12 protein-coding genes and 1 pseudogene are annotated in these 14198 nt (G+C 48.8%); 2 read left to right on the top strand and 11 right to left on the bottom strand.

The genetic code is table 11. From position 1 onward, the window contains the following. Positions 1-193 precede the first annotated feature (193 nt). The 9 genes and pseudogenes from ACO0K8_RS09380 to ACO0K8_RS09340 all read right to left on the bottom strand — a co-directional run bounded on the left by ACO0K8_RS09380 (position 194) and on the right by ACO0K8_RS09340 (position 10860). Complete coding sequence (locus ACO0K8_RS09380; protein WP_422946384.1) at positions 194-1294, bottom strand: protein-glutamate methylesterase/protein-glutamine glutaminase; 1101 nt, start codon at positions 1292-1294, stop codon at positions 194-196. Further along, complete coding sequence (locus ACO0K8_RS09375; RefSeq protein WP_422946383.1) at positions 1291-1785, bottom strand: chemotaxis protein CheD; 495 nt, start codon at positions 1783-1785, stop codon at positions 1291-1293. The genes ACO0K8_RS09380 and ACO0K8_RS09375 overlap by 4 nt, the downstream gene beginning before the upstream one ends. 22 nt (positions 1786-1807) lie before the next feature. Then, positions 1808-2644 (bottom strand): CheR family methyltransferase, encoded by an 837-nt coding sequence (locus ACO0K8_RS09370; protein WP_422946382.1) that lies wholly within the window; start codon positions 2642-2644, stop codon positions 1808-1810. Beyond that, positions 2634-3233, bottom strand: a complete 600-nt coding sequence (locus ACO0K8_RS09365) for a chemotaxis protein CheW (protein WP_422946381.1) — start codon at positions 3231-3233, stop codon at positions 2634-2636. Before ACO0K8_RS09365 ends, ACO0K8_RS09370 begins: the two co-directional genes overlap by 11 nt. 929 nt (positions 3234-4162) lie before the next feature. Beyond that, positions 4163-6340: pseudogene (locus ACO0K8_RS09360) on the bottom strand (MCP four helix bundle domain-containing protein); the annotation flags it as partial. 88 nt (positions 6341-6428) lie between these two features. Continuing rightward, positions 6429-8636, bottom strand: a complete 2208-nt coding sequence (locus tag ACO0K8_RS09355; protein ID WP_422946380.1) for a chemotaxis protein CheW — start codon at positions 8634-8636, stop codon at positions 6429-6431. 101 nt (positions 8637-8737) lie between these two features. Beyond that, the gene (locus tag ACO0K8_RS09350; protein ID WP_422946379.1) at positions 8738-9019 is read right to left on the bottom strand and encodes an STAS domain-containing protein; all 282 of its coding nucleotides are present in this window, start codon (positions 9017-9019) and stop codon (positions 8738-8740) included. Positions 9020-9031: 12 nt separating this feature from the next. After that, positions 9032-9400, bottom strand: coding sequence for a response regulator (locus ACO0K8_RS09345; protein WP_126128020.1), 369 nt, complete (start codon positions 9398-9400; stop codon positions 9032-9034). Positions 9401-9648: 248 nt separating this feature from the next. Next, positions 9649-10860 (bottom strand): methyl-accepting chemotaxis protein, encoded by a 1212-nt coding sequence (locus ACO0K8_RS09340; protein WP_422946378.1) that lies wholly within the window; start codon positions 10858-10860, stop codon positions 9649-9651. Positions 10861-11267: 407 nt separating this feature from the next. On the opposite strand from ACO0K8_RS09340, the gene ACO0K8_RS09335 reads away from it, so the two are divergent. Beyond that, positions 11268-11672 (top strand): response regulator, encoded by a 405-nt coding sequence (locus ACO0K8_RS09335; RefSeq protein ID WP_422946377.1) that lies wholly within the window; start codon positions 11268-11270, stop codon positions 11670-11672. Positions 11673-11770: 98 nt separating this feature from the next. Here ACO0K8_RS09335 and trmL read toward each other — a convergent pair whose 3' ends face one another. Both trmL and ACO0K8_RS09325 read right to left on the bottom strand, forming a co-directional pair. Then, a complete protein-coding gene (gene trmL / locus ACO0K8_RS09330; protein ID WP_422946376.1) occupies positions 11771-12241 on the bottom strand; it encodes a tRNA (uridine(34)/cytosine(34)/5-carboxymethylaminomethyluridine(34)-2'-O)-methyltransferase TrmL in 471 nt (156 codons plus the stop codon). Between the two features lie 150 nt (positions 12242-12391). Then, on the bottom strand, positions 12392-13132 hold the full coding sequence (locus ACO0K8_RS09325; RefSeq protein WP_422946375.1) for a phosphoribosyltransferase family protein: 741 nt from the start codon (positions 13130-13132) through the stop codon (positions 12392-12394). A gap of 100 nt (positions 13133-13232) precedes the next feature. On the opposite strand from ACO0K8_RS09325, the gene ACO0K8_RS09320 reads away from it, so the two are divergent. Next, a complete protein-coding gene (locus tag ACO0K8_RS09320; protein WP_422946374.1) occupies positions 13233-14147 on the top strand; it encodes a methyltransferase domain-containing protein in 915 nt (304 codons plus the stop codon). The last annotated feature ends 51 nt before the right edge of the window (positions 14148-14198 follow it).

Raw genomic sequence — 14198 nt, 5'->3', positions numbered from 1 at the left:
ATATTTTAAATTGCATGCGCAATCTAGATGCGCCTTGCAGCCTGTTTTTGGCCTGGAAGGCGCATCTAGATTGCGCAGAGCAAATTGGGAACTGCTAAAAACCCATGAACCGTGATGCTAGCAACTCCCAGGGACAAGTTTCGCCTCGGCGGCGAGCAAAGTTTTTGTTTTTAGATTTTGAGAAGTTTTCAATTCAGCCGTGCTTGCGACCGTATGCTTCTATTAATCCCGCGATATTGCCTAAAGCTGTGATCTTGTCGATAGCGCCCAGTTTGACGGCCTCTTTAGGCATGCCATACACCACGCAAGTTTTTTCATCCTGAGCGATGGTTTCGGCGCCGGCGTCGTGCATCTCGCGCATTCCTATTGCGCCGTCATCTCCCATGCCGGTCATGATAATGCCCAATACATTGCGGCCAGCGCATTTGGCGACCGAACGAAATAGCACATCCACCGAAGGTCGATGCCGGTTGACAGGCGGTGCATCGATGACCTCGACATGGTATTGCGCGCCACTACGCTTAACCTGCATATGCCGTCCGCCAGGAGCGACCAGCGCGCGACCAGGAATAACCCTATCGCCATTCTTTGCCTCTAGCACTTCAATCTGGCAAATACTATTGAGTCTATCGGCAAAAGCGGCGGTAAATTTTTCTGGCATGTGCTGCACTATCACAATGCCAGGCACGGTACGTGATAACTGTTTCAGCACCATCTCCAGCGCCTGAGTGCCGCCAGTAGAAGTGCCGATTGCGACTAATTTGTCGGTAGTGATCGCCATGGCAGATAAGGACGTCTGACTAGTATCACTATTTGGCATGACTTGATCGATACTTAGCTTTGGCGCAGGGACAAGTCCTGCCATCGTCATCGCTTTTACGTGCCGCATATTGGAGGACGCCGCAGCTTTGACTGCCTGTACGATGTCACCTTCATCCAGTTCTAAAAAATTCTTCAGACCTGCTTTAGGTTTGGTAACGATCGCCACTGCACCGGCCGCCATTGCCTGCATAGAAGTGGCCGCACCTTTTTCGGTGAGCGTCGAACAAATCACCACTGGGGTGGGGCGGATAGACATGATTTTTTTCAGGAAAGTAATGCCATCCATGCGCGGCATTTCGACATCCAAAACGATCACATCGGGCCACTGTAGATTCATCTTATCCATGGCAAAGATGGGATCGGGGGCCGATGCGATCACTTGTATGGCCGGATCTTTGCCCAATAGAGCGGCCAGAACTTGTCTGACCACCGCAGAATCATCGACCAACATGACCTTAATTTTTCCACTCATGGTGTCAAGACCTTCTCTACGTGTTTCACCCAGACGTCGCCGGACCAGACATCAAACATGATATTTCTGTGGCCATTGCCGCCCATATGCTCAGACTTTATTTTAAAGCCATGCTGTGCCAGCAGTTGACGCCCGATTGCTACATTTTGATCGGACACCGAAAACACCCGTTTATCCTGGTTCGGGAATTGATTGCCACCACCGAATATCTTTACTTCGTAGTCATGCGGATGCGTATTGGCTTTTTTGATCTCATGCATAAATAGATGTATCGTGTCCTCCGCATATTTGCCGTCGAGTTGCGCGTTATGTCCGTGTCGTTTGTTTTTGGGAAGCATGTAGTGGCACATGCCGCCTATGTGTTTTTTTGGATGCCAAAACGTGATGGAGACACAGGAACCTAAGATGGTGCGTATCCGTGTTTCCCGGTCGCCGAAGTAAAACTCTCCGGGTTGCAGAAATATATCAATATAGAAACCTGGTTCGTTCATAAACTTTCTTTACTTTGCAGACCTAAGAGTCTTTGCGGTAGATGGAGGGGCCGACGAGCTTTAACAATGAATTGATGCCATTTAAAGTCTCAGAGTGACTGATAATGAAATACCCGCCCGGGCGGAGTTTTTCGTATAGCCTTTGCACCAGTTTTTTCTTGGTTTCCATATCAAAATAAATCATCACATTACGTAAAAATATCACTTCAAACAGGCCAAGATCAGGCAAATTTTCTATCAGATTGACGGAGCTAAAGTGGACTTTTTTGCGCAATATACTGTCGACTAAAAAAAAGTCTTCAAATTCTTCTAGTCCTCGCAAACAATATTTTTTGAGTAAGAATAGCGGGATTTTTTCTGCTGCCGACATAGGGTAGAGCGCGCGCTGTGCTTTTTCTAAGACGCGGGTAGAAATGTCGGTTCCTATCACCTCCCATCCGTCTGCGGGGAAATGCTCGGCTAAAGTCATCGCGATCGTGTACGCCTCTTCGCCACTAGAGCTGGCGGCGCTCCATATCCGTATCCCACGCAGACGTGCGTATTGTGGAAAAACGGTTTTTTGTAAAAATTCAAAATGTTTCGGTTCGCGAAAAAAATACGTCTCATTGGTGGTCAGCAGATCGATTGCTGCGGTGGTTTCATCCTCATAACCAGGGCGTCCGAGTAGTGCAAAATAGGCAGAATAACTGGTGAGATTTCGTTTCCTCAGTCGTTTGTCAAGCCGCCCCATGACCAGGGCTTGTTTGCCATCGTTGAGGGCGATTCCAGTGCGCTCATACAGAAATTTAGAGATCCATTCAAACTCTTGTTTTTGTAGTGCCACCGGCGCCAGGCTGCGTAGCTTGTTGTTAACTTGCATTCTCCGACTCCGCCACTGGCGCCGCATTCGCGCCATGCAGTGTTTGGCCTAAAGCCACCATCTCGTCCATCGATAAGACCCGATCGAGATTGAGTACAATGATGAAGCGTCCGGTTTGCTTGGCCATGCCGCTGATAAAATCGGGCCGTATCTTTGCCCCGAACGAAGGGGGCGGCTCAATCTCGGCGGCCGCGATGTCGACCACTTCGTTGACTGCATCGACCATGATGCCTATGCTCTGGCTTTCGTTTTCCTCGCTCTGTGCCATCTCAATAATGACGATACTGGTGCGACGCGAGACGCTGGTGACGCCACGCCCGAAGCGTGCCGCCAGATCGACCACGGGCACTACCCGTCCACGTAAGTTAATCACCCCACGGATGAAAGAGGGCATCATCGGCACTTCCGTTAAATCACCGTATTGGATGATTTCTTTGATGTTTAAAATGCCCAGTGCATACACCTCGCCGCCCAAGACGAAGGTGAGATATTGGCCAGAATTCTGCGCCGCTTCCAGTTGCGCTCTGGCTGCCGTTTCCGCCGGCGTTTCAGCTCTCTTTGCTGCCATTGATCCTGTGTTGCTAGCCATGGTCGCTCCTAGAATCGTTCAAATTTGGCGTCGTCGAAACCGGTATTGGTGACCGTATTGGCGACCGTCCTGCTGTGTTTTGGTGAGCTTTGACGTTTGGCAGGCCTGGTCTCGGGCCCGCTCTGACGGTTGGGTTTTCCTTGCTGTCCCAGGTTAAAGAAACCGACCAATTCCATTAGCTGTTCGGCCTGACTGGTCATTTCTTCTGCAGTGGCGGCAAGTTCTTCACTCGATGAGGCATTTTGTTGCGTGATCTGATTCATCTGGTTCATGGCCGTGTTGATTTGTCCTACCCCGGCAGATTGCTCTTGCGAGGCGGCAGCGATCTCTTGCACCAGATCCGAGGTGCGACCTATGCCTGGCACAATTTCATCGATCAGTTCACCGGCACGCTCGGCGGTCTTAACGCTACCGCTGGCTAAGTCGCCGATTTCTTTTGCGGCGATCTGGCTGCGTTCTGCCAGTTTACGCACTTCGGCCGCTACCACCGCAAAACCTTTACCGTGTTCACCCGCGCGCGCCGCTTCTATCGCCGCGTTTAAGGCCAGCATATTGGTCTGGTAGGCGATGTCATCGATGATGCCGATTTTAGAAGCGATCTCTTTCATGGCCGAGACCGTGCGTTTGACGGCATCACCACCTTCGATGGCTTCTTTGGAGGCCTTACCGGCGATGCCGTCGGTGACTTTGGCGTTCTCGGCATTTTGGTTAATGCCAGCGGCCATTTGTTCTATGCTGGCACTGGTTTCTTCGACGCTGGCGGCTTGTTCACTGGCCGCTTGCGATAAGGCTTGTGAGGTGGCCGAGACTTGTTCAGACGCGTTAGAGAGCGCATCGGTGGCGTTGATGACGTCGGTGACGATTTGTGACAATCTGTCGACGGTTTCATTACTGGCTTCTTTTAAGGCACCGAAGGTTCCCTGGTAGTCTTTTTCTATGGTTTCAGTCAGGTCGCCTTTGGCCAGGGCACCGAGCACTCGCAGCACTTCGTTGAGACCCTGATCACTGGTTTCCATCAAGCGGTTGACGTCGCTACTGAGCTTGGCGAAGAAGCCGGTTTTGCCTTCTTCAACCAGCCTTGTGGTGAAGTTACCGTTGACTGCCTGTTCGACGATATTGCCGACTTCTTTTTCTACCGCCACTTCGGCCGAGCGATCCAGCCATTCGACCACGCTGCCTAAACGTTCGCCATTATTATTGATGACGGGATTGGCCGACAAAGCAAAGGTGCGTACACCCACCACAATTTGCGCCTTGTAGTTACTCGTAAAAGTGGCGAGTAAGTTCTTTTGATGGGCGGGGTTTTTATGGAATTGATCAATATTCGAGCCGATTAATCGTGATGCACTAAAAGTAGGTAACACTTTGCGCAGATCGGCTTCTGCGTTGCTGAGCATATCGACCACCGATTTATTTGCGTAAATAATGTTGCGTTCATTGTCAGCGATCATGACGTTGGTGGCGCAACCGTCTAGCGCTATTTTGATACGTAAATTCTCTGCCGCTAGTTGTTCTGCTGCTTTTTGGGTGATCAGTTGCTCGGTCACGTCAGCCCATTCGACGACGCTGCCAAGACGTGCGCCAGTTTGGTCGATGACCGGGTTGGCCGAGAGCGTAAAGTCGCGCACGCCAACCTGGATTTGTGCTTTATAGTTAGTGGTAAAGGTAGCAAGCAGTTGCTGCTGATGCGCCGGATTTTTATGGAACTGGTCGATGTTGGACCCCATCAAATTGGCCACGTTGAAATTCGGCAGTACCTTGCGCACATCAGATTCTGCCTTGGTGAGCATGTCAATGATGGATTTATTCATGTAAATGATGTTGCGATCGGTATCGGCGATCATGACGTTGGTGGCGACGTTGTCGAGCGCGATCTTGACACGCATGTTTTCTGAGGCGAGTGCCGCCACGTTTTCTTGGGTGACTAGCTGCTCGGTAATATCGCCCCACTCAACGACACTGCCTAAACGCTCTCCGGCATCATTGATGACAGGATTGGCCGATAAGGTAAAGGTGCGCACGCCTACCTTGATCTGGGCTTTGTGATTGCTGTTAAAACTGGCTAACAGGTTCTTTTGGTGCGCCGGGTTTTTATGGAACTGGTCAATGTTCGCCCCCATCAGTTTGGAGACATTAAAATTCGGCAGTGCCTTGCGGACATCGGCTTCCGCCGTACTTAACATCTCGACGATGGATTTGTTCATGTAGATGATGTTGCGATCGGTGTCGGCGATCATGACGTTAGTGGCAACGTTGTCCAGTGCTATCTTGATGCGCAGTGTTTCTGCGGCGGTTTTCGCCGCTTCTGCGGTGCGGTTTCTAATCGTCTCGACCATCGCCATCAAATTGGCGGCGATGCTGGTCTGGTCATTGTCGCGTAGTTCGATACTAGCTGACATATCGCCTGTAGCCACCTTGTTGGCAAATGCGACGACACGACCCGGTTCACCGCCAATTTCTTTCGTGAGGGAGCGGCTGATAAGAATACTCGCCGCAATCGCAACTAATACTGCAATCAAGCCAAACGTGATCATTTTCAGGCGCGTAGATTCATAGGCTTGTTTGCTAATTTCGAGCTTATCATCGGCAATTTTTTGTTGGAAATCGACAAAGGAGCGTACATTCGTCACCAAAGTTTGTAAGGCCGAATATGCGTCTCCATTTGCGTATCGGGAAGCCTCCTCTTTTTTTCCCTCATCGATTAGAGTAACGACTTTTTTTGTCAGTCCAAGATAGTCCGTTGCGGATTCTCGCGTCTTTGCCATTAAGGCTTTACCTTCAGGCAGAGCAACCAGAGGATCAAGTTTGTCGAGTCCATCCATGAAACTTTTACTATTTGCTTCCAGCCGTTCTTTCGCCTTAGCCACCTGCTCCTTGTCTGGCGCTGTTGCGATTTGCAATACGCGCGCTATACTGCCGCGCGCATTGTCTAAGACAAGCATGCTTAGTTTGGTTTTGGCCATTTCCTTCTTTGCGATATTTTCTAAATTTGCATGGGATGCGCCCAACTCATTTAGCGACATCGTCGTCATGCCAACCAGCATCAGAAGAATAATTCCGAAACCTAATCCCAAGCGCTGAGCAATGGGTAGTTTTGCGATGTTCATTTTGTTTCCTTCAGTAGGGAATGTTTATGCGCTAAATTTATGTATTGATCCTGTTTTATTATGCTTAAGTGTGATCAATCACATTCATTTACCCGCTCGCTGGCAGAGACAGATGCTGTTGTTGTGCGCGCCGCGTATATTGCTGCAACATGGCGCTGATACTTAGAATCAAGGCCACCTCGCCGCTACCTAAAATGGTAGAGCCGCCTATGCCTTGCAAATGCACAAATAGTTTCCCCAGTGGTTTAATGACGGTTTGGAATTCTCCCATCAAGCGATCAACTACCAGGCCGGCTTTATTCCCGCCATAGCCGACTACGACGACATTTTGACGACGTGGTAAATCGCCTTCGATATCGAACAGATTGCGTATCCGTATGAAGGGTAATACTTCTCCGCGCAAATCCATGAAGTCGATATCGGCACATTCTCTGGGCAATTCCAGGCACTCAATCACATTGTCGAGTGGCACCACAAAAGAGGAGTTACCAACGCCGACCAGAAAGCCGTCTATGATGGCCAGCGTCAGCGGCATACGTATACGCATGGTGGCGCCAACTCCAATTTCGCTATCGATTTCTATGCTGCCACGCAATGAGGTGACGTTGCGTTTGACCACATCCATACCGACCCCGCGTCCAGATAAGTTCGAGACTTGATCTGCCGTAGAAAAGCCGGGCTCAAAAATAAGCGCGTAAATTTCTTTGTCGCTTAAACTGGTGCCGGCGGGGACTAGTCCACGTTCTATCGCTTTGGCTAGAATTTTGTCGCGATTGAGTCCTCCACCATCGTCACTGACTTCGATCACGATACTGCCAGATTCATGGTAAGCATTCAGACGCAAAATGCCTTGCGCTGGTTTGCCGCGCGCCGCACGCATGGACGGCGCTTCTATGCCGTGGTCCATAGAGTTGCGCACCAGATGCATGAGCGGATCGCCAATTTTATCCACCACTGATTTGTCGACTTCGGTATCGCCACCGCCGATTTCCAGCAGTATGTCTTTACCTAACTCTATGCTGACATCCCTGACCACGCGCTGAAAACGACTAAACGTGGTGCCGATAGGAACCATACGTAATTGCAAAGCGCTATCGCGTACTTCTTCCACCAGGCGCATGACTTCGCTGGTTGATTCCAGCAACGCAATATCATTTGATTTGCTGGCGCGCAAATTGGTGCCCGCACCGGCAATCACGAGTTCGCCCACCAGGTCTATCAGTTTATCGAGTCTATCGGCATCGACCCGGATGTTTTGCTTCTCACGTGCCTTGGTGTCTTTAACCTGTTGTTGCTTATTTAAGGCTGCATTTAAGATGGGTTGCTGCAACATTTCCTGATCAACTAAAATTTCACCGATAGGTGCTTCTTTAGTCTGACCATCGTTAGTCGCGTGTTTTTTCGCTTGCAGGCGCAGGCACTCGTCAAGTTCATGTTTGGTGAGTACGCCACTCTTGATTAAGATCTCTCCTAGCAATTCGTTATCATCGGGTAGGGCATTGATGATATCGATGTAGTCGTCCATTTTGCTGTTCGGCGGAACGATGCGTATCACGCTGTCTTCTCGCACAAATTCAAAGACGTTTTCGATCGCTTCTTTGTTGGCACTACTTTTTAACACGACCTCAAAACCGAGATAACAGGTTTCTGCATCCATTTTGTCAATCAGAGGAATCTTGTCCGTGATGGTGATGAGGTTGACCACATCGCCTAAGGTACTCAGATAACGAATAAAAGACAGCGGATCCATACCGTTGCGCAGGCAATCCGGGCCGAAGCGCAAAGATAGATACCAATTGCCGTTATCGATGGCACCGCCGCCGCTAGCTTTGGACGCTGTTTCAACGTGATGATGGGCCAGTTCAGAGCCGGTGCCCGCAGCGTTCTCTTCGTGATTGAGAAAACGACGTAAACGTACATGCAAGGCTGCGCCTGTGCTGCTTTGCTCGGGTGTTGCCTGCATCGCTCCGGCGGCAACGCCGTCAATTAAAGTACTAATATGGTCGCGGCAAGGGAGTAGTACGGCGATCAGATCGGTGGATACGCTAATCTCATCGTTGCGCAGCATATCGAGAACGCTCTCCACCACATGGGTAAATTGCACGATATGGTCCAGGCCAAATAAGCCGGATGAGCCTTTGATGGTGTGCGCCGCACGAAAGATGGCACCGATGGCATCGGCAGGATTGTCGTCATGCTCTAGTCCTAGCAAGCCGTCCTCCATGTCTTGGAGTAGCTCTCGGCTCTCGACGACGAAGGTATCTAGTGCTGCCCTCATTTCTTCTTCGAAATTCATGCGTCCTCCGTGAGAGTACGACTACATCATTCGGAAATTATGCTGATTTTTTTCGGCAACATAAGTAAAAAGGAAGAGATAAAAATGGTATTTACAACTAATTAAGTCAATACGACCTGATCGCCAAAATGGCTCGTCATATTGCTCATTTCGAGTACTTCTAAGACGGCTTTGCTGTGCATGGCGTAGCGTAATTTTTTGTTGCGGCGTGCAGCTTCTTGTTTTAATACGATCAACACTTGCAAACCGGCGCTATCCATTTCTGATACCTGGGATAAATTGAGTTCGAGATCGTCACCCGTTTCTAAAAAAGCCTGCAGATTTTGCTTCTCACTGGCTGCTGTGTAGATCGTTAATTCACCTATCACCGTAAGCGTCTCCATGGCAGACTGCGCTTAAGGTAATATTAATTTAGAGACTGCGGCCAGCATCTGAGCTGGTTGAAAGGGCTTGACTACCCAGGCTCTGGCTCCCGCCGCCTGACCCTGTAATTTTTTGCCTTCTTGCGACTCGGTGGTGAGCATGATAACGGGGGTAAATTTGTATAAGGGGAGTTTTTTTACTTCGGTGACGAAGGTAATTCCGTCCATATTCGGCATGTTGACATCAGAAATAATCAGATGGATTTTCTGTCCCTTGAGTTTGGACAAGGCATCGACACCGTCTACGCCTTCGATCACGGTATAGCCTGCGCCTCGCAGCGCCAAGCCTACGACTTGCCGCACTGATGCAGAATCATCTACCACCATCACTGTCTTGGACATAATCTTCTTCCTTAAGCGTCGTTTAAAATGAAAAAACCACAAATTTTTCTAGCAGATACGGGGCCGCAGCGTCTCTTGATTTTTTTATGCTGCAATTGTGCAAAAAAACCAGTAGTTACAAATCGATTCAACTAAAAAAAGTGGCAGGCCCGTTGCGCAATCCCCATGCGGCTTTCCAGGCTGCCACCGTTGCAAGCCGCGCCGGCATTGCGTCTTGGGCGTGCCGCTTGCAGTTTTATAATGTCACTTCAAAAAAACGTAATGTCTGCGTCCGCACTGGCTGTCTGATCCGGTGCTCCCTTTGTTCGAGCGTGGCTGTTATGCTGATCGTCCATGGTGTAGTAGGTTTCCAGATCCGCCATCCATTGTGCGGTACTTGGTGTGGGGGTTTGCTCCGCCATGGTCTTAAGCAGTTTGCCAATGTCGCGGTCTAGCACATCGAGTATTTGACTGACTCTATCTTGGTATTGCAGCGTCACCAGCAGGTTTTCTACGTCATTGCGTATCACTTCACCGCGGCTACGCATCTCTTCTGCTGCGTCGCCCAGGCTTTGCACATGGACTAAGACTTCTTTCACTACCAGGCCCGATTGCTTCATCACCTTTCTATCTTGTTCATTGGTTTTTTTTGCTGTTTTTAGCGTCGACTTTACGACGTCATTGATCTGGCTGACGCGTTCGCCTATGGTCTTACCAGTTTCGCCAGAAATGAGTGAGAGGCGACGCACTTCTCCTGCCACCACGGCAAATCCTCGACCGTGGGCGCCAGCCCGTGCCGCTTCGATGGAGGCGTTGATCGCGAGTAAATTGGTTTGTGCCGCAATGACACCCACGCTATGCGCCATGTCTTTCAGATCCGCTACCGATTCTGCCAGCACATTAATGGCATCGAGTAATTCGCTCTTACTGTTGATCATTTGCTCCAGATGAGCAATAACTGGCTCTAAATCCTGTTGGCAAAGATTGATCAGGCGTATCGTGTCCTGATGTTTGTCGGAATTTTCGCCGCTAGCCTTACTACTAAACCCAGCTTCATCGAATTGCTGGATCAGAGAGCTAAAACTAGTGATTAATTGGATGACCGCATTTTCAGTTTGCGATTTGACCGTCAGTACATGATTTTGCCAAACGGGTAGTACGGTGTTGAGAAGCTCGGTAGGTAACTGTTCCGACACTAAGGTGACCGATTGCGGCGCAGCAAAGACGTGGCTAGCATGCGCTTTGTTCGATTCTGCGATGGCGAGCGCCTCTTCAGCCTGAGCATCTTTTTTGTGATTTACCCTGGTCCAGATCACAAGTACCAGCAAGATGGCGACAAACGAAATGATCGCAGGTAGCGGTTTTTTTGAGAATACTGGAAAACTGGCGAATATCAATATCAGGACGGGGAATGCATAGGCAAGCTTGATGGCGCCGCGCTGGCCTGAACCGAAAGCTAATTTGGACCCTGTCACTTGCATTGAGTTGCCTCGCAAAAAAGCTACTGATATGTCGCAGAATTAGTGTGTTACTTTATTTAATACAAGAATGTAAGTCCCAATAAAATCTAGTATTTCATAGGCTTTTGAAGCTAGATAGTAGGTCAGAACAAGTTTCGCGTAAAGATAAAAATAACAATTGTAATTGGGTATTTAAAGTTGACGATAGTGAATCTTATAAGGGAAAAGATACTACTATTTTTGGCAGAAAGGAACGCTTATTTAGGAGAAGATAAGAAATTGCCGTATCGCATGTGTTTTAGCAACCAAATGGCAATGTCTGTTGACAATCACTGTGCTTGCGCGTAAAGATATTAGCTAATAATTAGGCTAAGCGAGCTAGCGCAATACCCTTTGTTATTCTTAATTTTTTTGAGGCTAAGACGGCGATGGAAAATAAAATCAGGGTGGTGATTATCGATGACTATGATATGACACGCTCATTGTTGAAGATTATCTTGAGGGGCGAGAAATTCGACATCGTCGGCGAGGCTAGCGATGGCCAATCTGGCGTTGAGATGTGCCTTGCACTGAAGCCTGACATGGTATTGCTCGATGTTGTAATGCCTATCATGAATGGGATTGAGGCTCTGGAGAAAATCCGTCAAAATTTACCGGAAACTTTAGTCATGATGGTCACCGGCAATGATGACCATAGTGTGGTGAACGAGGCGATCAGCAAGGGCGCTAGTGGTTATATCGTCAAACCTTTTAATACCGCCAGCGTCATCGAGACCATGAACCAAGTCAGGGAGAGGTTTATTTTGTGCCATCCGGCTGGAGTGCAGTATTAAGTTTCGCTTAGTTAGAAATCAAATAAAAAAAGCATAGTGAGTTGTCACTATGCTTTTTTCTGGCTGACAGAGATTCTGAAACCAAGAATCAGCTAAGCTTAGGAGCCGCCGATAAAACCGTTTTGGCGCCAGGCTTCGTACACCACCACGGCCACGCTATTGGATAGATTCAGGCTGCGGTTGTCTGGGCGCATAGGCAGGCGTATGCGTTGTGCCAAAGGGAAAAAATCGCGTATTTCAGGTGCCAGACCACGTGTCTCCGCACCAAAGATGAAAAAATCTCCTGCTTTGAATGTCAATGTTGAAAACGTACTGGAACCATGCGTGGTCATGGCAAACATGCGCTCAGCTTGCGGCTGTTCTGATGCCAAAAATGCGGCCCAGGATTTATGCACTTTCATCGTCGCATAATCATGGTAATCCAAACCAGCACGCTTCATCTTGCTGTCATCCAAAGGAAATCCTAGTGGCTCAATTAAATGCAGTTGCGCTCCAGTGTTGGCGCATAGACGGATAATGTTGCCCGTATTCGGTGGGATTTCTGGTTCAACTAAGACGACGTGAAACAAAGTTATTTCCTTTGGGTGGGATCAAGATTTTTTGAAATTTTCGATAGCTTAGTGTAGTGCTTTCCCTGTGTAAAGCACAAGCTGAGGAATATGCTGAGGTATAGCTGAAACTGTTTTTTGCTGTGTTAATGGGTATTCTGTGTGGAACGCTCAGTGACGTGGGGTTCTGGCAAAGACGTAATTGCTTACTTGCGCCGCGCCAAAACGCTTTAAGAGTTGAGCGATTTCGTTCAGGGTGGTACCTGTGGTCATGACATCATCGATTACCCCTATGTGCTTACCCTTAACTTTGTCAATAAAGTCGGCGTTAAGCGCAAACGCTTTATGGACGTTCTTCTGTCTGGCATCAGGGTGCAGACTGCTTTGCTGTACGGTCTCCCGGCTGCGGATCAGCATCAGAGGTGCTAAGCTTATCCCCAGGTGGGCAGAGAGTGGCTTTGCGATCTCAAGGGACTGATTGTATCCGCGCTCTTGAAGACGGCGTCGCCCCAATGGCACTGGACAAAGAAGTTCTGCTAACGGTAGTTTAGGATCTTGCAATAATGCGTCACGCAATAAGTCAGCAAATAAAGTTGCTAACGCAAGTTTCTGTCCAAATTTCAGGGCCAAAACCATTTGATCGATCGGCGCTGCGTAATCGCCGGCGACCAAGGTGGAATCATAAGCCGGCGTCAGACTTAGACATTCACCGCAGATATGCTGTGCATCATGAGCTAGTAATGGGATGGCGCATTGCCGACAGCGTGATTGGTTTTGTTTGAAAAATTGATGGCGGCAATCTCGGCATAGCAACTCGTTGCCGGACGTGCCGCACAACGGGCAGCTAGAGGGAAGCAGTGATGCTAAGCCTATGTTTAATCCACGCAGCAAGTAGTGTTTGTAGGATGGCATGTAGATTCTCTGGCGAGCGAGGATGACAAACGTGTAAACTGCTTCATTATTGCACTTCACTCCGGTATTTGCCGTCCTACTGTCTACCTATCACCAATTTATGCTTAGCGCTCCTATTGATTTGCAACGTGTTCGTCAGATTTTTTCACGCGTAGACCGTATAAAAGCCTCAGAATTTTTACGCAGAGAAATTGCCAGTCGCATGCGCGATAAACTCGATTTAGTCAAAATTGAGCCAGATCGGGTCTTAGATGCGGGATGTGGTGACGGCACCGAGATCTTGCAGTTGCAAAAGCGCTTTCCTAAAGCGCATTTAATCGGTGCCGATGGTTCACAGGCTGTGCTAAATTTAGCATTGCGACAGCAACAGTTAGCGAAAAATGCTGTGGATAGGATGATGCATAAATGGTTGCCAGCCTCTCTGCAATCCGGACGCAATTCTGGCTTGATTTGTGGTGACTTTGCCCAATTGCCACTGTCTGCCGCTAGCGTCGATTTGGTCTGGTCGAACTTGGCATTGCACTGGCATCCGCAGCCCGATCTTGTATTTGCGGAGTGGCGTCGAGTTTTACGTACCGATGGCTTGTTAATGTTTTCTTGTTTTGGTCCCGACACTTTGTCTGAATTACGCCTTGCGTTTGCCGGTATAGATAGTGCGCCGCATACCCTGCCGTTTGTCGATATGCATGATTTTGGTGATATGTTAGTCAATGTCGGTTTTGCTACCCCGGTGATGGATATGGAAAAATTGACCTTAACCTACGATACAGTAGATAAATTATTTGCTGATGTGCGGGCACTTGGTGGTAATCCACTTCTTACTCGTCGCCAAGGCTTGATCGGTCGCCACGCTTACCGTTCTTTGTGTCAAAACTTGGAGGCAATGCGTAATCAAGACGGACGTATTCCCTTAACCTTTGAGGTGATTTATGGACATGCTTTTAAACCTATGCCCAAGAAACTAGCGTCTGGCGAATCTGTCATTCGTTTGGATTTCCCCAAAAAAAACTCTTAATACATATCAAGACTTGCTTACTTTACCGAGTTTGCTTTAGCTAAATAGCCC

The sequence above is a fragment of the Undibacterium sp. Ren11W genome, assembly GCF_049340485.1.
Taxonomy (GTDB): domain Bacteria; phylum Pseudomonadota; class Gammaproteobacteria; order Burkholderiales; family Burkholderiaceae_D; genus Undibacterium.
This window is presented reverse-complemented; position numbering and strand designations above follow the sequence as displayed.